The organism is Paracoccus sp. (in: a-proteobacteria) (assembly GCF_030538695.1).
Taxonomy (GTDB): domain Bacteria; phylum Pseudomonadota; class Alphaproteobacteria; order Rhodobacterales; family Rhodobacteraceae; genus Paracoccus.
This window is the reverse complement of the sequence record NZ_JAUNTN010000005.1, coordinates 37,462-57,441: the sequence shown is the minus strand read 5'-3', so window position 1 is coordinate 57,441 and position 19,980 is coordinate 37,462. Positions and strand designations below refer to the sequence as shown.

Annotated in this window: 19 protein-coding genes and 1 tRNA gene; 10 read left to right on the top strand and 10 right to left on the bottom strand. The window is 64.2% G+C overall.

Annotation, left to right across the window (positions count from 1 at the left end; genetic code table 11):
- The first annotated feature begins 24 nt into the window (after nt 1-24).
- A complete protein-coding gene (locus Q4G24_RS03765) occupies nt 25-753 on the top strand; it encodes a DUF502 domain-containing protein (RefSeq protein ID WP_303365169.1) in 729 nt (242 codons plus the stop codon).
- Here Q4G24_RS03765 and Q4G24_RS03760 read toward each other — a convergent pair.
- The 4 genes from Q4G24_RS03760 to Q4G24_RS03745 all read right to left on the bottom strand — a co-directional run bounded on the left by Q4G24_RS03760 (nt 714) and on the right by Q4G24_RS03745 (nt 5,487).
- Nucleotides 714-1,763: a patatin-like phospholipase family protein gene (locus Q4G24_RS03760; RefSeq protein ID WP_303365260.1), complete on the bottom strand. Its 1,050-nt coding sequence runs from the start codon at nt 1,761-1,763 to the stop codon at nt 714-716. The two genes, Q4G24_RS03765 and Q4G24_RS03760, sit on opposite strands and share 40 nt — an antisense overlap.
- A gap of 156 nt (nt 1,764-1,919) precedes the next feature.
- The gene (gene dinB, locus Q4G24_RS03755) at nt 1,920-2,999 is read right to left on the bottom strand and encodes a DNA polymerase IV (protein WP_303365168.1); all 1,080 of its coding nucleotides are present in this window, start codon (nt 2,997-2,999) and stop codon (nt 1,920-1,922) included.
- A gap of 8 nt (nt 3,000-3,007) precedes the next feature.
- Complete coding sequence (locus Q4G24_RS03750; RefSeq protein ID WP_303365167.1) at nt 3,008-3,751, bottom strand: folate-binding protein YgfZ; 744 nt, start codon at nt 3,749-3,751, stop codon at nt 3,008-3,010.
- Nucleotides 3,748-5,487, bottom strand: coding sequence for an ABC transporter ATP-binding protein (locus Q4G24_RS03745; RefSeq protein WP_303365166.1), 1,740 nt, complete (start codon nt 5,485-5,487; stop codon nt 3,748-3,750). The genes Q4G24_RS03750 and Q4G24_RS03745 overlap by 4 nt, the downstream gene beginning before the upstream one ends.
- Before the next feature lie 123 nt (nt 5,488-5,610).
- On the opposite strand from Q4G24_RS03745, the gene Q4G24_RS03740 reads away from it, so the two are divergent.
- Nucleotides 5,611-6,777, top strand: coding sequence for an alanine--glyoxylate aminotransferase family protein (locus Q4G24_RS03740; protein WP_303365165.1), 1,167 nt, complete (start codon nt 5,611-5,613; stop codon nt 6,775-6,777).
- A gap of 2 nt (nt 6,778-6,779) precedes the next feature.
- Here the strand turns inward: Q4G24_RS03740 and Q4G24_RS03735 are convergent, their stop codons facing one another.
- Both Q4G24_RS03735 and Q4G24_RS03730 read right to left on the bottom strand, forming a co-directional pair.
- Nucleotides 6,780-7,601, bottom strand: coding sequence for a TIGR02186 family protein (locus Q4G24_RS03735; protein ID WP_303365164.1), 822 nt, complete (start codon nt 7,599-7,601; stop codon nt 6,780-6,782).
- Entirely contained in the window at nt 7,601-8,515 is a 915-nt protein-coding gene (locus tag Q4G24_RS03730; RefSeq protein WP_303365163.1) for a sulfite exporter TauE/SafE family protein, read from the bottom strand. The genes Q4G24_RS03735 and Q4G24_RS03730 overlap by 1 nt, the downstream gene beginning before the upstream one ends.
- Nucleotides 8,516-8,656: 141 nt before the next feature.
- On the opposite strand from Q4G24_RS03730, the gene surE reads away from it, so the two are divergent.
- From surE to Q4G24_RS03715, 3 genes are all read left to right on the top strand, one after another.
- A complete protein-coding gene (surE, locus tag Q4G24_RS03725; RefSeq protein ID WP_303365162.1) occupies nt 8,657-9,448 on the top strand; it encodes a 5'/3'-nucleotidase SurE in 792 nt (263 codons plus the stop codon).
- The gene (locus tag Q4G24_RS03720; protein ID WP_303365161.1) at nt 9,449-10,087 is read left to right on the top strand and encodes a protein-L-isoaspartate(D-aspartate) O-methyltransferase; all 639 of its coding nucleotides are present in this window, start codon (nt 9,449-9,451) and stop codon (nt 10,085-10,087) included. It abuts the gene before it with no gap.
- A 66-nt stretch (nt 10,088-10,153) separates the two neighbouring features.
- A complete protein-coding gene (locus Q4G24_RS03715; RefSeq protein ID WP_303365160.1) occupies nt 10,154-11,032 on the top strand; it encodes a M23 family metallopeptidase in 879 nt (292 codons plus the stop codon).
- Between the two features lie 60 nt (nt 11,033-11,092).
- On the opposite strand, the gene Q4G24_RS03710 is transcribed toward Q4G24_RS03715, so the two are convergent.
- From Q4G24_RS03710 to Q4G24_RS03700, 3 genes are read right to left on the bottom strand one after another with little or no spacing between them, the layout of a single operon-like run.
- Nucleotides 11,093-11,863, bottom strand: coding sequence for a hypothetical protein (locus tag Q4G24_RS03710; protein ID WP_303365159.1), 771 nt, complete (start codon nt 11,861-11,863; stop codon nt 11,093-11,095).
- 23 nt (nt 11,864-11,886) lie between these two features.
- On the bottom strand, nt 11,887-13,293 hold the full coding sequence (locus Q4G24_RS03705) for a TolC family outer membrane protein (RefSeq protein ID WP_303365158.1): 1,407 nt from the start codon (nt 13,291-13,293) through the stop codon (nt 11,887-11,889).
- Nucleotides 13,294-13,311: 18 nt separating this feature from the next.
- Nucleotides 13,312-13,965 carry a protein-L-isoaspartate O-methyltransferase gene (locus Q4G24_RS03700; protein ID WP_303365157.1) on the bottom strand — a complete coding sequence of 218 codons (654 nt, stop codon included), beginning with the start codon at nt 13,963-13,965 and terminating at the stop codon, nt 13,312-13,314.
- Nucleotides 13,966-14,119: 154 nt separating this feature from the next.
- Here Q4G24_RS03700 and Q4G24_RS03695 point away from each other — a divergent pair.
- The 3 genes from Q4G24_RS03695 (at nt 14,120) to Q4G24_RS03685 (ending at nt 15,889) form a co-directional block, all read left to right on the top strand.
- Nucleotides 14,120-14,193 (top strand) — tRNA-Cys (locus Q4G24_RS03695).
- 30 nt (nt 14,194-14,223) lie between these two features.
- Nucleotides 14,224-15,462 carry a 3-deoxy-D-manno-octulosonic acid transferase gene (locus Q4G24_RS03690; RefSeq protein WP_303365156.1) on the top strand — a complete coding sequence of 413 codons (1,239 nt, stop codon included), beginning with the start codon at nt 14,224-14,226 and terminating at the stop codon, nt 15,460-15,462.
- A 37-nt stretch (nt 15,463-15,499) separates the two neighbouring features.
- Entirely contained in the window at nt 15,500-15,889 is a 390-nt protein-coding gene (locus tag Q4G24_RS03685; RefSeq protein WP_303365155.1) for a DUF1178 family protein, read from the top strand.
- 92 nt (nt 15,890-15,981) lie between these two features.
- Here the strand turns inward: Q4G24_RS03685 and Q4G24_RS03680 are convergent, their stop codons facing one another.
- On the bottom strand, nt 15,982-16,263 hold the full coding sequence (locus Q4G24_RS03680) for a hypothetical protein (protein ID WP_303365154.1): 282 nt from the start codon (nt 16,261-16,263) through the stop codon (nt 15,982-15,984).
- Between the two features lie 155 nt (nt 16,264-16,418).
- Between Q4G24_RS03680 and Q4G24_RS03675 the strand changes: the two genes are divergently transcribed.
- Both Q4G24_RS03675 and ptsP read left to right on the top strand, forming a co-directional pair.
- Entirely contained in the window at nt 16,419-17,675 is a 1,257-nt protein-coding gene (locus Q4G24_RS03675; protein WP_303365153.1) for an aspartate kinase, read from the top strand.
- 43 nt (nt 17,676-17,718) lie between these two features.
- The gene (gene ptsP, locus Q4G24_RS03670) at nt 17,719-19,968 is read left to right on the top strand and encodes a phosphoenolpyruvate--protein phosphotransferase (protein ID WP_303365259.1); all 2,250 of its coding nucleotides are present in this window, start codon (nt 17,719-17,721) and stop codon (nt 19,966-19,968) included.
- The last annotated feature ends 12 nt before the right edge of the window (nt 19,969-19,980 follow it).

The window sequence follows — 19,980 nt, the reverse complement described above, 5'->3', positions numbered from 1 at the left end:
GCAGCGACAGGCATCCTGCGCCCCATGAGTGATGACCATGACCAGCACCCCCACCTGCAACCTGCGCCGCTGCTGATCCAGCACCGGCGGGGGATGATGGCGCGACTGCGTTCGTCCTTTCTGACCGGGCTGGTGGTGCTGGTGCCAATCATCGTCACCGGCTGGCTGATCTGGTCGATCACCGGCTGGATGGACAGCAAGATCCTGCCGTTGGTTCCTGCCGACTGGCGGCCCGAACATTACATCGGGCTGAATCTGCGCGGAATTGGCGTGGTGCTGTTCCTGATCTTCACCACGCTGATCGGCTGGCTGGCCAAGGGGCTGATCGGACGATCACTGATCCGCTGGGCCGAACGTCTGGTCGAGCGGGTGCCGCTGATCCGCAGCGTTTACAGCGGCGTGAAGCAGATCGCGGAAACCATCTTCAGTCAGGAAGAAACCCGGTTCGATCATGCCTGTCTGGTGGAATATCCACGCCGCGGCATGTGGGGCGTGGGCTTCGTCGCCGGTCGCGCGCGGGGTGAGTTGGCCAGTGTCGCCCCTGCCGAAGACCCGCTGATGGCGGTGTTCGTGCCGACAACGCCAAACCCGACATCGGGCTTTCTGCTTTACGTCCGCAAATCCGAGATTCACTTTCTGGATATGGGAATCGAGGATGCGGCCAAGCTGATTATCTCGGCCGGGCTGGTCTATCCCGACCCGCGCCCGGCATCTCAGCCGAACAGCGAGCGCAAATCCACCGAATCGCGCTGATTGAGCGCATCGGCATTGGCCGTCAGCCAGCTCTCCGCCGCATCCTGACCTGCGGCCTTCATCCGCGCCAGCAGGCCCGGTCCCGGCATGACCTTGGTCCGCGCCGAAAGGTCGGTCATCAAGTGGTCATCATAGATCATATGGACCAGCACGTTCTTCATGCTGCCCGCCTCCAGCCGTTGCTCGTCAAACAACCGCTTCACAAAGGCGATGGCGCGCAATTCCCGCTGAAGGCTGGCGTTAAAGCTGATCTCGTTGATGCGGTTCTGGATGGCGACGGGGGTTTTCGGCACCTCGTCGCGCAGCCATGGGTTGATGTTCACGATCACGATGTCACGCGGCAGCGCCTGATCGAACAGCGGAAACAGCGCCGGATTGGACGAATAACCGCCGTCCCAATAGGCTTCGCGCTGGCCGGTCTGTGGGTCGTCGATCTCGACCGCGCGGAACAGCGTCGGCAGACAGGCCGAGGCCAGAACCGCCTTGATCGAGACCTCCCCGCCGGTAAAAACCCGCACCCGTCCGGTGCGCACATTGGTGGCCGAAATGAACAATTGCGGCCCGCCCGAGGCGCAGAAATCCGGGTGCGGCATGGCCGCGATCGTCTGCCGCAAAGGGTTAGTGTAAAACGGCCCGCTGTCATAGGGGGTAAAGACCCGCGCCACGCCTTCCATCCATGCCACGGGCGAGAACATCTCGGCCAGGCGCTGAAAGCCGTGCGGCATGGGGAACAGGCTGGCGATCCAGCGCACCATACGGTTTTCGCTGAACTGGCCCACCTCGGACCAGACCGCATCGAGGTTTTCCCGCGCCGCCTTGCGCCCCCGCGCCCCCCGGCCAACCGCCAGCCCGGCTTTCAGCGCCGCCGCGTTCAGCGCCCCGGCCGACGTGCCGCTGACCCCTTCGATATGCAGCCATTTTTCATCCAACAGCCGGTCCAGAACACCCCAGGCAAAAGCCCCATGCGCCCCACCGCCCTGCAAAGCCAGATTGATCCGCTTGTCCTGCATCACCGCCCCCTGTTGTGCAGGTGCAGCATAGGCAGATTTCACGGCGAAAATCTATGCTTAGGATAGGGGAAGCCTCAAGTGGCGGGCGCTGGTGCCGGTTGCGGGCGTGGATGCCTCCGGCGGGGATATTTAAGTGAAGAAGAAGGCCGCCGTCATTCAAACAGGCCGGGCAAACAGGTCGGGCTGATCGTCGGGGTCAGATTCCGCCAGCGCCGAAAGGGTAATCCCCAAGAGGCGCACGCCGCGCGGGTCGGGTATCAGCGGGGACAGCAGCGCCTTGGCGATGGTCAGCATCTCGGCCTGATCCGCGACCGGACGGTGCAGAGAATGGGCGCGGGTGATCTGGCGAAAGTCGCCATAGCGCAGTTTCAGCGTGACCGTGCGCCCCTGCGCCTTGTGGCGGATGACGGCCTCCCACACCTTACCGGCGAGGAAGTCCAGCGCAGCGGTCATCTCTGCCGGGTCGTGCAGGTCGGTGCTATAGGTGCGCTCGGCCCCGATGGATTTGCGGATGCGGTCGGGGCGGACCTCGCGCAAGTCGATCCCGCGCGAGATATGCCAGTAATGCCGCCCGGCCTTGCCAAAACGGCGGGTCAGGGTCTCAAGGCTCTGCGCCCGCAGGTCTGCGCCGCTCGCAATGCCCATGGCGGCCATTTTCGCCACCGTTGCCGGGCCGATGCCGTGAAACTTGCCCACCGGCAGGGTCAGAACGAAATCCGGGCCTTGGTCGGGGGTGATGACGCATTGCCCGTCGGGTTTGTTCTGATCCGATGCGATCTTGGCCAGAAACTTGTTATAGCTGATCCCGGCGCTGGCGGTCAGGCCGGTTTCCGCGCGAATACGGTCACGGATCTCGCGGGCCAGCCGGGTCGCGGTCTGGCCGGGCGCAAGGCGGCCGGTCAGGTCCAGATAGGCTTCGTCCAGCGACAAGGGTTCGATCAGCGGCGTGTAATCCGCAAAGATCGCCCGGATTTTGGCACTGACGGCGCGATATTGGTCAAAGCGCGGCGGCACAAAAATCAACCCCGGACAGAGCCGCGCCGCCTTGACCGAGGGCATGGCCGAGCGCACGCCAAAGACCCGCGCTTCATAACTGGCCGCCGCGACTACCCCGCGCGGGCCGTCATGGCCAACCACCACTGGCTTGCCGCGCAGATCGGGGTTGTCGCGCTGCTCGACGCTGGCGAAAAACGCATCCATGTCGACATGGATGATCCGCCGGTCTGCGTCGGGCATGGGGGCGGTCATGGGGCCGCCGGGTCATCCGGGTCAGGCGCAATCACCGCATCACCGGCCCGCAATCCGGCGGCCAGCCTGTCAAAGCGGATATAGGCCAGCGCCCGCCCCCCGGATTGCGTGTAAACCGTTCCGGCCTCGCGCCCGTCTTCGGTCAGAATCGGGCTGCCGACCGGGGCCGCGCCCGCAATCAGCACCCGGCGCAGACCTTTGCGCAACTCGGTCTTATGATGCATCCGGGCGGTGACTTCCTGCCCGACATAGCACCCTTTGCGGTAATCGACGCCATGCAGCCGGTCAAAGCCCATTTCAAGGATATAGCTGTCGGGTGTCAGCTCGACCCCGGCTTGCGGCACCGCCAGATCGACCCGCAGCGCGTCCCAATCGGTGCCGTCATCGGCCCCCACGCCATAGCCGCGCCAGCCAAGCGCCAGATGCCGCGGATCGGGGATCGCGCCTTCGGGGGCAGGCCCGATACCGTGCGTCACCGGCAGGTCAAGCGGTGTCAGTGTCACCGCAGAGCGCAGCCGATACATATTCAACCGCTGCAACAAACCCGGTCCCTGCGCCGGGTCGGCGTCCAGCAGAAAGCCGCCATCCCACGGAATCACAAAGAAATCCGCCAGATACTTGCCCTGCGCCGTCAGCAGCGCGGCCCAGACAGGGGCGCGGCGAATATCATTGCTGACCAGCCCTTGCAGGAAATCCGCAGCATCCGCGCCGGTGACATGGATCAGAAAACGCTCGGTCATATCTCATCCCCGAATTGCATCCTGACCAGATGGGCATAGGCACCGCCCTTGGCAAGAAGCGCCTCATGCGTGCCTTCCTCGACCACCTGCCCAGCCTCGATCACCACGATCTTGTCAGCGTTGCGGATGGTTGACAGGCGGTGCGCGATCACCAGCGTGGTGCGGTCGCGTGACAGGTCATCCAGCGCCGCCTGAACCATCCGCTCGGACGCGGTGTCCAGCGCCGAGGTCGCCTCGTCCAGCAACAGGATCGGGGCCTTGCGCAGCACCGCGCGGGCAATCGCCACCCGCTGCCGCTGGCCCCCCGACAGGGCCGAGCCGCGCGGCCCGGCCTGCGTCGCCAGACCATCGGGCAGGCCAGCGATGAAATCGGCCAGATAGGCGGCGGTGATGGCGCGGTTCACATCGGCGTCCGAGACCTCATGCCCGGCGGCGATATTGTCGCGGAGGGTTTCATCGAACAGCGAAGGTTCCTGCGCCACGGTTGAAAATTGCGCCCGCAGCGTGGCCAGATCAAAGTCGCGCACCGGCACGCCGCCAATGCTGACCTGCCCCTGATCGGGGTCCGCAAGCCGGGTCAGCAGGTTGAACACGGTGGTCTTGCCCGCACCGCTGGGGCCAACCAGTGCCGTGGTCTGGCCTGCCTGCGCCGTCAGGCTCAGCCCGCGCAGCACCGGCGTATCGCCATAGGACAGGAATACGTCATCCAGCCGGATGGTGGTATCGGGCGGGCCATCATGGCGCGGGCCGGAAAACACCGTCGGGCGGGTATCCAGAACGGCATAAATCCGTTCCAGGCTGGCCGCTGCAACCTGCCACGTCCCGGCCAGCGTTCCCAGCCGCCGCATCGGCTGAAAGGCCAGCGCCAGCGCGGAAAAGAACGCCATGAAATCACCCACCGTGCGGTCGCCGTTCATTACCTGCGCACCGCCAAGCGCCAGCACGCCGACAAACCCCAGCCCGGTCACAATGTCGATCAGTGCCGGGATCACCGCGCGGGTGGCGGCCATCTTGACCTCGGCATCGCGGATACGATCCACGATACGGGCAAAGCGGCTGGTCTGGTATTCCTCCATCTGGTTCAGGCGGACGGCGGAAATCCCGTGCAGCACCTCATCCAGACGGGTGGCCCGGTCGCTGGCGACGTTGCGGGTCTGGCGCATCTTGCGCCGGATGTAACGCTGCACCATCACCGTCGGCAGGATCAGGATTGGCGCCCCGATCAGCGCCGCCAGCGTCCAATAGGGATCAATCGCAATCGCCACCCCGAACAGCGAGATCAGCGAAATCACATCCCGCCCGGCACCGGTGATAAACACCGACCAGACATCCTGAACGGCGATTGTGTCGCCCTGCACCCTCTCGATCATCGCGCCGGGCGGGTTTTTCTGGAAAAAACCGGAATCCAGCGTCAGAATGTGGCGGAGCAGGTCAACCTGCATCCGTGTGGACACGGCCAGCGAAATACTGGTCAACAGGCTGCGGTTGATAATCAGCGTCACTGCCCGGATCACGAACAGCGAAAAAATCACCCCGCCAACCCACCAGATCGCGCTGGAATCGCGGCCCACGAAAACCTGATCGAACAGCGGTTTCAGCATCCATGACAAAATCGCCAGCGTCGAGCCTTCGATCACCATGAAAAAGAACGCCGCCGCCATGCGCGGCCGCCACGGGCGCAGGTAATCGGTCCACATGCGGGCAAAAAGGCGTTGGGATTGCGCGGGTTCTGACATGGCACCTTTCGCCTGCTGCTTTTGTCATCAGATACGACCCCAGCCGGGCAGGCACAAGCCGCACGGGGCTTGACGGGCGCACGGGCCGGGCGCAACAGGAAACCCTTGTCAGGAGAGTTCCCCATGCCCTTTGCCCAAGGCCACGCCGTTCTGTCCATCCCCGGCCCCTCGAACTTCCCCGAGCGCGTGCTGCGCGCCATGGCCCGGCCTGCGCCCGATATTTACGGCCCCGCGCTGATGGAGTGCTGCGCGGGCGCCTTTTCCCGGCTGAAGGATCTGGCCGGCACGCAGGCCAATATCGCCGCCTATATCGGCAACGGCCATGCGGTATGGGAGGCCGCGACCGCCAATATCCTGAACCGGGGCGAAAAGGCGCTGGTGCTGGTCAACGGGCTGTTCGGGTCCTCATGGGCCGATATGGCCCGCAAGCTGGGTGTTACGGTCGAGGAGATCACATCAAACCCCGGTCAGCCCGCCGATCCGACCCGGCTGACCGAACGGTTGGCGATGGATAAAGCAGGCGAAATCAAGGCCGTGCTGGTCTGTCAGGTCGATACCGCCAGTTCGGTACGCAACGATATTCCGGCGCTGCGGGCGGCGATGGGCGACCACCCTGCCCTGCTGGCCGTGGACGCCATTGCAGCACTTGGCTGCGAGGCGATGCAGATGGACGCATGGGGCGTCGATGTGCTGGTCTCGTCCAGCCAAAAGGGGCTGATGACTCCGCCGGGGCTTGGCTTTGTCTGGTTCAGCGACCGGGCGCGGCGACGCGGCGATCTGGCCACGCCCTATTGGGATTGGGAACCCCGCATCGCCCCGGATGCGCTGTGGCAGGCATGGGGCGGCACGCCGCCGGTGCAGTTGATCTACGCGCTGGAAGAAGCGCTGAAACTCATGGCCGAGGAGGGCGAAACCGCTCGACTGGCCCGCCATGACGCCTTTGCCCAAGCCGTTTGGGCAGCCTTTGACGCATGGGGCAAGGGGACGGATATTACCCTGAACGTCCCAGCCCCGGCGGCACGGGCGCGGTCGGTCACGGCGGCACGGCTGCCGGGTGCCGGCCGGCTGCGCGACTGGACCAGCACCCACACGGGCGTCACGCTTGGCGTGGCACTTGGGACCCGTGATCCGCAAAACGCGTTGCGCATCGGACATATGGGCCATTTATCAGCGCATGGGCTGCTTGGCACGCTGGCGGTGATGGAAACCGGCATGAAGGCGCTGGCAATCCCACATGGGCCGGGCGGTGTCGATGCCGCCATGAGCCGGCTGGCGGCGTTGGCGGGCTGACCCTATTGCGGGCGGATCACCCGGAACGCCGCTGATGCCGCCCACCCCGCCGCAATCGCAATTGCCAGCGACAACAGCCCGTAAAGCAGCGGCTGATCCAGCGACATGCGGTAAAGCCAGCGTTCCAGCCCGACCTTGCGCACCTCAATCGCGGCGCGGTGGCTGGCGATGACCTCGCCCCCACGCAGCAGGAAAATACGGGTTTTGTATTCGCCCTCGACCAGATTGGCGGGCAGGCGCACATCAGCCCGGAACAGCGTATCATCGACCAGCCGCACCGAGCCTTCGTCCAGCCGGTAAAGCCCTTCGGCAATGCGGGTCTGCACCATGGCTTCGGTAAAGGTAGCCACCCGCTCGACATCCTGCGGCCCGGCAAAGGCACGCAGCGCCAAGGGAATCGAAATCCGCCAGCGCGTATCCGCCGCAGGCGTCAGGATCTGGCGCAAAGGCCGGGTGGTGGCCACCGTGTAAAGACTGGGCGCAGCCCCGACCCGGACCGATTGCGTATTCACCCAAATGCCCAGACGCCGCTCTTTTTTGCGGATCGTGACCTGATCCGAGGGTGCCTCGACCGTCACAATCACGTCCAGCGGCCCCTCCGGTGCGGGCGCATCACGGCCAATCGCGCCATAGATCAGGATCTCGGACCCGTCGAAACTGGCGGTAATCGCCACCGAATCATGCGACAGCCCCGCAACGATCCGCTCGCCCTCGGCACTGTGATCGACCGGCATCGCCACCTGACGCGGGCCGGGTTCGTCGCCCACGCCATCCTGCGCCAGCGCGGGCGCAGCCATCAGAAACAGGACCAGCAGACGCCACATCAACCCATCCCCCGCGCGATGGAATAGGGATTGTCCGGCGTCACCACCAGATCAAAGGCCAGCTTGCCACAAACCACCAGCACCAGCAGCGCCAGCAGGATACGAAGCTGTTCAGCCCGCAGCTTTGCGCCCAGCGTCGTGCCGATCTGCGCCCCGATCACCCCGCCGACGATCAGCAAAACCGCCAGCATGATGTCCACCGTGTTCGAGCTGACCGCGTGCATCAACGTGGTAAAGGCACTGACGAACATGATCTGAAACAGCGAAGTACCGATCACCACCTTGGTCGGCATATGCAGCAGATAGATCATCGCCGGAACCATGATGAAACCGCCGCCAACCCCCATGATTGCGGCCAAAACCCCGACGACCAGCCCCACCAGCAGGGGCGGAATCGCACTGATATACAGGCCCGAGGCGCGAAACTTCATCTTGAAGGGCAGCCGGTCGGCCCAGCTATGCGGATTGCGCCGTCGCGGCTTGGCCGGGCCGCGCGACCGGATCAGCGCACGGATGCTTTCCTGCAACATCATCGCGCCGATCAGGCCCAGAAACACCACATAGCAAAGCTGCACGACCAGATCGACCTGCCCCATCCGTTGCAGCGCCGCAAACACCCAGACGCCCAGATAAGACCCGACCAGCCCCCCCGCCAGCAGCACGCCGCCCATACGGAAATCAACCGTCTTGCGCTTCAGATGCGCCAGCACCCCGCTGAAAGACGAGGCCACCACCTGATTGGCCCCGGTCGCCACGGCAATAGGGGGCGGGATACCAATGAAGAACAACAGCGGCGTAATCAGGAACCCGCCGCCGACACCGAACAGCCCGCTCATCAAGCCGACAATCCCGCCAAGCCCCACCAGCGTAAAGGCGTTGACCGAGACTTCGGCAATGGGAAGGTAAATCTGCATGGACGGTCTGCTGTTTCCCTGATTTTGGCGCGGTATTTCGTCAACTGTGCCGCGCCTTGATGCCAAGGTCAAACCACGATGGCTTGCCGCAGCGTTTTCTCCTTTGTAAGCAGGAACAAACAGCAGCAATCCGGGGCCGAAATGCGTATTCTGGTGACAAATGACGACGGCATCAACGCGCCCGGCCTTGCCGTGGCGCAGGACATCGCGGCGCAGATCGCCGGAGCAGATGGCGAAGTCTGGACCGTGGCCCCCGCCTTCGAGCAATCGGGCGTCGGCCATTGCATCAGCTACACCCAGCCCACAATGATCGCCAAACTGGCCCCGCGCGTCTTTGCGGCCGAGGGCAGCCCTGCGGATTGCGTGCTGGCGGCGATTGGCGATGTGATGCCTGCTGCGCCCGATCTGGTGATCTCGGGCGTCAATCGCGGCAATAACGCGGGCGAAAACGTGATGTATTCCGGCACCGTCGGCGGCGCGATGGAGGCCGCCCTGCAAGGTCTGCCCGCGATTGCCCTGTCACAATATCTTGGGGCCGGAACCACGGGGCTGACCGATATGTTTGAATCCGCCCGCACCCATGGTCCCCGTATCGTGCGAGCGCTGCTGGACCGGGGCGACTGGCGTTCGGATGCGGATTTCCGGCTGTTTTACAACGTGAACTTTCCGCCGCTGCCCGCCGCGCAAACGCTTGGCCTGCGCATCACCCCTCAAGGGCGGCGGCGCGGCGCACGTTTTGGGGTCGAACCCGTCACCTCGCCCACGGGGCGCCGGTTTCTGTGGGTGCGCGGGCCGGATCAGACCTTGCCTGCCACGTCCGGCAGCGATGTCGATTTGTTGATGCAGGGGCATATTGCGGTAACGCCGATGCGGGCGGATCTGACCTGCCACGCCGCGCTGTCGCGTCTGGAAGCCGCATTGAACGAGGCCTGAATGAACGACGACCTCGCAGAAACCCGGATGCGCTTTGTCTTTACCCTGCGGTCGCGCGGGGTCACGGACCCTCGGGTGCTGGCAGCGATGGAGCGCGTGGACCGCGCGCCCTTCATCCGCGGCCATTTCGCGGATCGTGCCTATGAGGACACCCCCCTGCCCATCCCCTGCGGTCAGACGATCAGCCAGCCTTCGATCGTGGGGCTGATGACGCAGGCTCTGGCGGTCGGGCCACGCGACACGGTGCTGGAGATCGGCACCGGATCGGGCTATCAGGCCGCGATCCTGTCGGGGCTGGCGCGGCGGGTCTATACCGTGGACCGCCACCGCCGCCTTGTCACCGACGCGCAGGCGATTTTCGACGAATTGGGCCTGACCAATATCACGGCCCGCGTGGCTGACGGCAGCTTTGGCCTGCCCGAACAGGCGCCATTCGACCGGATTCTGGTCACGGCAGCAGCGGAAGACCCACCCGGCCCACTCTTGGCGCAACTCAAGATCGGCGGTATCATGGTGGTTCCGGTTGGCCAGTCGGATGCGGTGCAAACGCTGATTAAAGTCACCCGGACAGAAACAGGATTTGATTACAGCGAGTTGCGGCAGGTCCGCTTTGTGCCGCTGGTCGAGGGGATCGGGTAGGCATAACGCCACGAAATCACGCGCAAAAGCCTCCGGCAGAGAGGTCACAGAATGAGGAAACGGGCAATGAACAAGATTATCGTCAAAAGCACCCTACTGATGGGCCTGACCGCGCTGGCTGGCTGCGGGCCAAACTTTGACATGGACCTGCGCGGGATCGTGCCCGGCGGCTTTACCACGGCCGGCGCGCAGGCCACCCCGCGCGAGGTGCCTAAGGCGCAAAACACCCCGCAGACGTACGACGAAACCGCCACTGACACCACCACGGCCAGCCCCGCCCGTGCCGCCCAAAGCCATAAGGTCGCGGCGGGTGAAACAGCCTGGTCTGTGGCGCGCAAATACGGGATTTCCATTCAGGAACTGGCACAAGCCAACAGCCTGCCCGAGAATATGGGCCTGCGCACCGGACAGGTTCTGACGATCCCCGCCGCTGCGGCACGCACGGCCAGCGCCATCACCGCCCCTGGTCAGGGCAGCCCGACCCCGCAGCCGCCCTCTGCCGCGCAGCCCTTGCCGGATGAAAAGACCCAGCCGACCACCACCCCGGCCCCACCCTCGGCAGCCCCCAATCTGGGCGCCACGCGCACAGCGGCTTCGGGCAGCGGGCGGCTGGCCATGCCGGTCAGCGGTGCGATCATCCGCCCTTATCAGAAAGGCCGGAACGACGGCATCGACATTTCCGCCCCGGCAGGCACCCCGGTTTCTGCTGCCGCCACCGGCACCGTTGCCGCCATCACCCGCGACGTCAATCAGGTGCCGATCGTAGTCGTGCGCCATTCGGATGGGCTGATGACCGTCTATGCCGGAATGGGGGATGTCGCCGTAGAAAAAGGCGCGACCGTCCAGCGCGGGCAGGCGCTTGGCAAGGCAGGCAACAGCGGATCGGTGCATTTCGAGGTTCGTAACGGTTTTGAAAGCCTGAACCCTGAAGATTATCTGAACTGAGCGGCGCAACATCCATTTCAACAGGGCCGCGCCTGTCCGGCGCGGCCCTGTCATGCTTGCTTATGCCGTCTGCCGCAGGCCCGAGGCCAGAACAGGGCGGCGCATCCGCATAAAGTGGATCTTGACGCAGCGTTCGACCTCATGCGCGATGACCTCGCCCAAATCACCGCGCAGCTCATCCTGCATGATCTCGCGGATCAGGTCGCGCAAAACCGAGCCGGTCGGGGCCAGCGTCGCGGTTTCCTCGCCCGGCAGATCCATCACCGCCGCAACCTCTGGCGCGGCAGCCACCTCTGCCGGTGCAGGAACCTGCTCGGGCAGGCTGGCAATCTCTGGCGCCTTCACATCGGCCCAGGGGTTCGCCATCGCAGAAACAGGCCGCCGCAGCGCCGAGGTCATAAAGGTCGTGCCACCCTGCACCGACAGCGGGTCCAGCGGTGCCGAAGGCACCACAGTTTCCACCTCTTGCGGGGCGATCAGGTGGGTGTGATCCAGAACCAGCGGGTCCGGCATCGCTGCGGGTTGCGGAACGAAATCACGAACCATCGACCGGCGCAGGCTGCCAAGCGGATGAGCGGGCGAATCACCCTGGGGTTGTGCGGCCAGCGCGGGCCGCGCCTCAGCCTCGGGGCGAATCGCCTCAGAGACCGGGGCCACTGTCATCGCGGCTGGCATTGGAATCGTCGGACTTTTGGGGAAGGGAACCGTTTCGGCCATCGGGCGCGGCTGACCCGCCCCCTCATCCTCGGCAATCAGGCGGCGGATCGCCGCCAGAACATCGCCAATGTTTTCAGATAGTTCGCTTGCGGTTGCGATGCGGGGGTCAGCCATGACGCACCCCCGCGATCACCAGTTCAGTTTTTGCCGATGGCGCGCAGCACCCGGTCAAGGCTTTCGCCTTGCCTGCTTGTGTAAGGCGCGTCACGCACCGCAGAGTAGTAGGCCGATGGGTCATATGTCGGAATCCCTAGCTTAAGGTGTTCTACCGTCAGCAAACCCATAGAGGACAAAAGTTGATAATGTGCTAACTGGAGGTCAGCTTCCGCAGAAATTCTGCTGGCCCGCGCCTCAAGCAGCGATTGTTCGGCATTCAGCACGTCCAAAGTGGTCCGCGCCCCCAGCGTCGCTTCTTCGCGCACACCGTCGTAAGCCTGTTGTGCCGCCGAAATCTGCTCATTGATGGCGCCGATTTGCGCCCGCGCCACGTCGATATTGGCCCAGGAGGTCGCGACTGCCTGATCCACCTGCCGCGCGGTATTCAGCAGCGCCGCGCGGCCTGCGTCACGATTCGCCATCGACTTGCGCAGCGCCGCCGACAGCGCCCCGCCGGAATAGAGCGTCTGATTCGCACTGATCCCAACCTGCGCACTGCCCGTCGTGGTGCGCCCGCCATTCGAGAAGATGCTGTTGTTCGGCGTCCGGCTGGCCCCGACCCCGGCGCTGCCGGTAATGGTCGGGTTGCGCTGCGCCTGTGCTGCTGCAACGCCCAGTTCCGCCGCAGCCACCTGACGCTGCGCCTGACGAATGGCCGGATGGGTTTTCTGCGCCACCGCCTGCGCCGCACCAAGCGAGGCTGGCAGTTTCGGCAATGGCGGCGGAGCCGACAGGTTCGACGGCATCTTGCCGGTCGCGGCCTTATATGATTCGCGGGCCACTTGCAGCGAGCCTTCCGCGGCAGCCAGTGTGGCGCGGGTCGCGGCAAGCTGCGCATTGGCCTGCGCCACGTCAGTCGAGGTGATCTCGCCCACGTCGAACCGATCCTGTGCCGCACGTTGTTCACGCGCCAGCACGTTCAGCGAGTTCTGCTGCAATTCAACCTGTTCGCCCGCGCTGCGTACGTTCAGAAACGCCTGCACCCCGGCCAGCAGAATGTCTTGCTCAACCGAAACCAGCGCCTCACGCGTGGCCAGAACGGTCTCCTTGGCGGCATCAATCGCAATCTGACTGCGGCCAAAATCATAAAGCGTCACGCTGGCCTGAAACTGCAACGAGGTCGAAAGCGTCTCATAGCCTTCGGTGTTGGTGTAGGTATGCGAGGCAACCCATTGAATCACCGGGCGCAGCGCCGCCATGGCGCTGGCCACATCCTCATCGGCAGCCCGCAGAACCGCGCGGTTCTGATCCAGCAGAGCGGAATGGCGATAGGTTGCCACCAGAGTATCGCCCAGCGATTCCGCCGCCGCCCAAGCCGGAACCGTCAGCGCCAGAACCGCCGACAGCGCCAACGTTTTCAGGGGCTTGCCAATCATACCAAAGGCCATCCGAACTTCCTTTTATCTTTACAGGCTGAAGCCAGCGCGATGTGAAAAACCTGGCAGCAACGGCGCATGAGCGTTAAATCCAAAGCGCCATTCGATCCGGCCATCCACCCGCAGCCCGATGCGGACCACCCCCAGATTACCTTCCTTGAAGATCGCAGCCACGCGCCCGCCATCTTTCAACTGATCGGCCAACGCCTGCGGGAACGCCTCGATCGCGCCGTTCACCATTATCACATCGTAGGGGGCCTGCCCCGGCCAACCCGCAGCCAGATCGCCCTGCACGACGACGGCATTAGGAACCTCGGTTTCAGCCAGCCGGGCCTGCGCTTCGGCAACCATGGCCGCATCATCTTCGACGCCGACCACAGCCTGCGCCAAATGCGCCATGACCGCCGTCGAATAGCCAAGTCCACAAGCCAGATCCAGAACCAGCTCATCGGGCTGAATGTCCAGCGCGTCGATCATCTTGGCGAAGGTCCGCGCCTCAAGCACCACACGGTCACGCGACAGCGGCAGATTCTCGCCGCTATAGGCGACTTCGACGATGGCCTCTGGCACGAAGCGTTCACGCGGAACGCTGAGCATGGATTCAATGATCGGCAGCAAGGTCACATCATTGGGGCGAACCTGCGTATCAACCATGGTAACGCGACGGGCGGCAAAATCGGCCATATACAGAGACTCCGGCTTGCTGTCTTGCGGCGGTTTTTGCACGTTTCGCCGGTCAGGGCAACGGTTGATGACCCAAGCCGCGCCGCAATCAATGCGCAGGCCCTCTTGCGCAGGCTGCTGGCTTCCATTATCCCTGCCCCACCTCAAGTTCGGCGGTGGGTTGGCGGAGAGGTTACGCACCGGATTGCAAATCCGTGAAGACCGGTTCGATTCCGGTACCCACCTCCAATTCCTGCCCGTCAATTCAGCAGGATGCCAGTGATCCAGCACATCTACAACGCCCTGACACGTCTGGCCGAACCTGCGCTGCGCATGGCGGTCCGGCTGCACCTGACCCCGCCCGAGATGGCACAGCGGCTTGGTGCCGGGCCGCAAGCCGCGCCGGGGGTGATCTGGCTGCACGCGGCATCGGTGGGGGAACTCGCATCAGCACGGGTGCTGATCGCGCGGCTGGCCGAGGCGCGGCCCATGCTGTTGACGACCAATTCCACCACCGGGCAGGCGCTGGCCCGCGACATCGCGGCGGGCTGGCCGCAGGGGCATATCACCACCAGTCTTGCGCCGCTGGATCTGCCCGGCGCGCTCTCAGCATTTCTGGACCGGACCCGCCCGGCACTGGCAATCAGCGTCGAAGCCGAGATCTGGCCCCGTCGCAGCGCCATGCTGGCCGCCCGAGACATTCCGCAGATCGTCGTCGGGGCGCGCATGTCTGACCGCAGTGCCCGGCGCTGGCAACGGCTGCGCGGGTTGATCGGCCCGGTGCTGGCACGACAGGCGGCACTGTCGGCGCAGGATGCCCGCAGCGAATCGCATCTGCTGGCGCTTAGCCTGCCGCCAGCGGCCTTGCTGCCCCGTGTGCAAATGAAATTGCTGGCTCCGGCTGCTGTCACCCTGCCCGCCCCCGGCCCGGACCGGGATCGCACCATTCTGGCCGCCTCGACCCATGACGGCGAGGATGCGCTGATCCTCGACGCTTTCCTGACCGCGCGGGCGGCACATCCGCAGGCCCGGCTGATCCTCGCCCCCCGCCACCCGCAACGTGGCGACGCCATCGCGGCGCTGATCGCGGCGCGGGGGCTATCGGTGCGCCGGAGGTCCAGCGGCGACACGGGCGAAAGCGCCGAAATCTATCTGGCCGATACCTTGGGCGAAATGGACCGCTGGTATCAAACGGCCGGCATCTGCATCGCCGCCGGTTCCTTCACCGACCGGGGCGGACATACGCCTTGGGAACCCGCCGCCTATGGCTGCGCCATCCTGCACGGCCCGGATGTCGCCAATTCGGCCGAAGGCTATGCCGCACTGGACGCCACAGGGGCCGCGCAGCAGGTTGACGCCTCCAGCCTCGCCCCGGCGCTGGCGGCACTGCTGGCCGACCCGGCCCGCGCCCGCGCGATGGGCGCCGCCGCCCGCGCCACGCTGGACGTACAGGCAGGTCATGCCACACCACTGGTCAGCGCGATCCTGTCACATCTGCCCCTTGCAGATCAGCGATAAGCCACCGATATTCACCCCTTGACCAAGGGAAAGGCCGATGATCCGCTATCACCTGCACTGTCAGAACGGCCATGATTTCGATGGCTGGTTCCGCTCATCCGAAGGGTTCGAGCAAGCGCGGGCGGCTGGCCAGATCAATTGCACACACTGCGGCAGCGCAGAGGTCGAAAAGGCGCTGATGGCCCCCAGCGTCGATACGAAACGACAAACCGACAAGCCGCCGCTGGAAAAGCTGCGCGATTATGTGGAAAACAACTCGGACTATGTGGGCGACCGCTTCGTGGCCGAGGCCCGCGCCATGCATGAAGGCCGCAGCGAACAGCGCGCCATCCACGGCGAAGCCCGCCCCGACGAGGCCCGGCAAATGCTGGAGGACGGCATCCCCGTCGCCCCGCTACCCTTCATTCCCCGCGCCAAGCAGAATTGAGATTCTTGCCTCCGGCGGGGATATTTTCAGACAGCAGATGACATCTTTTGTCCCTAAATATCCCCGCCGGAGGCATCAGAGGCCGGCCACGCTTACTGACCGTTGAAACTCAGCGTGAACTGGCCTTCCTCATAGCTGCGAACCGCGACCAGCGGCATGTCACCGCCCTGCTCGAACACATAGATATGCAGCGCATCGTTACCAATGGTCAGGCGGCAAAACACCTCTTTATCGGTATTTTCGACGGCGCCTTCAGGACATTCCGACAGGTCGATGTGGGTAACGGATGGCTCGAACTGGGTATAGTCATAGGCGAAAGCCGCGACGGGCAGGACCAGCGCAGCAACCAGAGCAGAAAGGCGAAGAACAGGCATGATAGGTTCCCTTTGACAAAGCGTCCGCCAATTCCTGACTGATTAAATCAGATAAGTAAACCCTTTGCAGGATACCCTTGCGAAACCTCGCACATGCCCCTAAGAGAAGCGCGTTTTTTATATCCCGCGTTCCGCGCGTGCGAAGGAGGGTCTGAATGCCCCTGTTGGTGATGAAGTTTGGCGGCACCTCGGTCGCTGACCTCGACCGGATCAGCAACGCCGCCGAAAAGGTCCGGCGTGAGGTTGAACGCGGCTATGATGTGATCGTCATTGTCAGCGCCATGTCCGGCAAGACCAATGAATTGGTGGGCTGGGTCGAAAAGACCTCGCCGCTGTTTGATGCGCGGGAATATGATGCGGTGGTGTCTTCGGGCGAAAACGTGACCGCCGGGCTGATGGCGCTGACGCTTCAGGAAATGGGAGTTCCGGCGCGGTCCTGGCAGGGCTGGCAGGTGCCGATCAACACCACCGAACAACATTCCGCCGCGCGTTTTGTGTCGATCCCGCGCGACAATATCGACCGCAAGTTCTCCGAAGGCTTCAAGGTCGCGGTGGTCGCGGGCTTTCAGGGGATCGGCCCCGACGGGCGCATCACCACGCTGGGGCGTGGGGGGTCTGACACCACGGCGGTGGCCTTTGCTGCGGCCTTTGGCGCGGAACGCTGCGATATATACACGGATGTGGACGGTGTTTACACCACCGACCCGCGCATCTCGTCCCGCGCCCGCAAGCTGGACAAGATCGCGTTTGAGGAAATGCTGGAACTCGCCTCGCTTGGGGCAAAGGTTCTGCAAACCCGCTCGGTCGAGCTGGCGATGCGGTATAATGTCAAGCTGCGGGTGCTGTCCTCTTTCGAGGATACCGATGAAACCAGCGGCACTCTGGTCTGCGATGAGGATGAGATCATGGAATCCAAGGTTGTTTCGGGCGTCGCCTATTCGCGGGACGAAGCCAAGATCACGCTGGTGACGGTCGAGGACCGCCCCGGCATTTCTGCGGCGATCTTTGACCCGCTGGCGGCGGCGGGTGTCAATGTGGACATGATTGTCCAGAATATTTCCGAGCGCGATTACGACGATCACCCCGGCGCCGTTACGGACATGACCTTTTCGTGCCCGATCAATCAGGTGGAACGCGCCAAAAAGGCGATGGAAGATGCGCGCAAATCCGGCAGCATCGCCTATGATGATCTGGTGGTGGACACCGAGGTGGCCAAGGTTTCGGTCGTCGGCATCGGAATGCGCTCTCACGCCGGGGTCGCGGCGCGGATGTTCAAGGCGCTGGCTGCTGAAAACATCAACATCAAGGTGATTTCCACCAGTGAGATCAAGATTTCGGTGCTGATCGACCGCAAGTATATGGAACTTGCCGTGCAGGCGCTGCATGATGCGTTTGAACTGGATCAGGCCTGACCCCGGCACCAAGGCGGGACGGCCCTAAAGGCCGAGGGTAATGATGCCGGAACGAAGCGACAGCGAATCGCGCAAGCTGCTGGGGCGGCTGCGCGACACGCTTGCGGCCCCCGGCGGTGGTCAGGACCGGCTGGATCAGATCACCCATCACATCGCGGATTCGATGGGAACACAGGTTTGTTCCATCTATCTGTTCCGCGACCCCAACACGCTTGAGCTTTGCGCCACCGAAGGTCTGCGCCGCGAATCCGTTCACAAGACCCGGCTGCGCCTTGGCGAAGGTCTGGTCGGGCGCGTCGCCCGCACCGGGCGCTATGTGAACACTGCCGACGCCCCCTCGGAACCCGGTTTCCGCTATATGCCTGAAACTGGCGAGGAAGTATTCCCCAGTTTCCTTGGCGTGCCGATTCAGCGCGTGGGTGAGAAACTTGGCGTGCTGGTGGTGCAGTCCCGCATGGCCCGGCAGTTTTCCGAAGACGAGGTTTACGGTCTTGAGGTCGTCGCCATGGTGCTGGCGGAAATGGCCGAGCTTGGCGCATTCCTTGGCTCTCAGGACGACCGGATGCCCTTACAGCACCGTTTTCCGCAGATGATCCGCGGCGCGACGGGTCAGGAGGGGGCCGCCGAAGGTCATGTCTGGCTGCATGATCCGCGCGTGGTGGTCACGAACCCGGTGGGCGACGACCCCTTGCGCGAAAAGGCGCGGCTGCACGCAGGGGTCGAGGCCCTGCGCAAGACCGTCGATTCGCTGCTGGCCGATGCCGATACCGGCGCGGATGGCGAACATACCGCCGTATTGGAGGCTTACCGGATGTTCGCACATTCCCGGTCCTGGCTGCGCCGGATGGAGGAGGACATCGACCTTGGCCTGTCCGCCGAAGCCGCCGTGGAAAAGGAACAGTCCATGGCACGGGCGCGGCTGGAACAGGCTGCCGACCCTTACCTGCGCGACCGGCTGCATGATCTGGACGACCTGTCCAACCGGCTTCTGCGCATCCTGACCGGGCAAGGCGGCGACACCGGTGCGACCATGCCGGAAAACCCGATCCTGATTGCCCGCAACATCGGCCCGGCCGAATTGCTGGACTATGGCCGCAAGCTGCGCGGCGTGGTGCTGGAGGAAGGCTCGGTCGGCAGCCACGCGGCCATCGTGGCACGGGCGCTGGCGATTCCGCTGGTGATCCACGCCGCCCGCATCACCTCGGACGCGCTGAACGGCGACCATATCCTTGTTGATGGCGATGTGGGCGTGGTGCATCTGCGCCCCGAAGAAACCGTCACCAAAGCGTTCCGCGACAAAATCGCCATGCAGGAACAGGCGCAAAGCCGCTATGCCGGGCTGCGCGACCTGCCGGCGGTGACGACATGCGGCCACCGGATTCAGCTTTACATGAACGCCGGGCTGCTGGCGGACCTGCCCAGCCTGACCGGATCAGGGGCCGAAGGCGTCGGTCTGTTCCGCACCGAGTTGCAGTTCCTCGTGCGGTCGAAAGTGCCGCGCCGGGCGGAACTGGCGGCACTTTACGCCCGCGTCATGGACAATGCGCAGGGCAAGCCGGTGGTGTTCCGTACGCTGGACATCGGCAGCGACAAGGTGCTGCCCTATATGAAACCGCAGGACGAGCCGAACCCGGCGATGGGCTGGCGCGCGATCCGCGTGGGGCTGGACAAGCGCGGGGTGCTGCGGGTGCAGCTTCAGGCGCTGATCCGCGCGGCGGCGGGGCGACCTTTGCACGTCATGTTCCCCTTTATCGCGGAAATGTCGGAATATGAATCCAGCCACCGGATGCTGATGGAGGAGCTGGCCCGCGAGCAGCGCCTTGGTCGCCCGATCCCGCATGACATCCGCGTGGGCGCAATGATCGAGACGCCCTCGATGGCCTTTGCCCCGCAGCGGTTCTTTGAAATGTGCGATTTCGTATCCGTGGGCGGCAATGATCTGAAGCAGTTCTTCTTTGCCGCCGACCGCGAGAATGAGCGCGTCCGCCGCCGCTATGACACGCTGGACCAGTCCTTCCTCAGCCTGCTGGAAATGATCGTGCAGCGGTGCAAGATGGCTAATGTGCCGCTGTCTTTCTGCGGCGAGGATGCGGGCCGCCCGGTCGAGGCGCTGGCCTTTGCCGCCATCGGGTTCCAGCGCCTGTCGATGCGCCCGGCCTCGATCGGGCCGGTCAAGCATCTGCTGCGCCAGACCGATCTTTGCGCCCTGCGCGAAGCCATCGCCAAAGCGCGGGCCGAGGGCGTCTGCAACCTGCGCCCGGTGATCGCGCCATTCGTCGAATCTGTCGGCTGAACCACGCCTTAT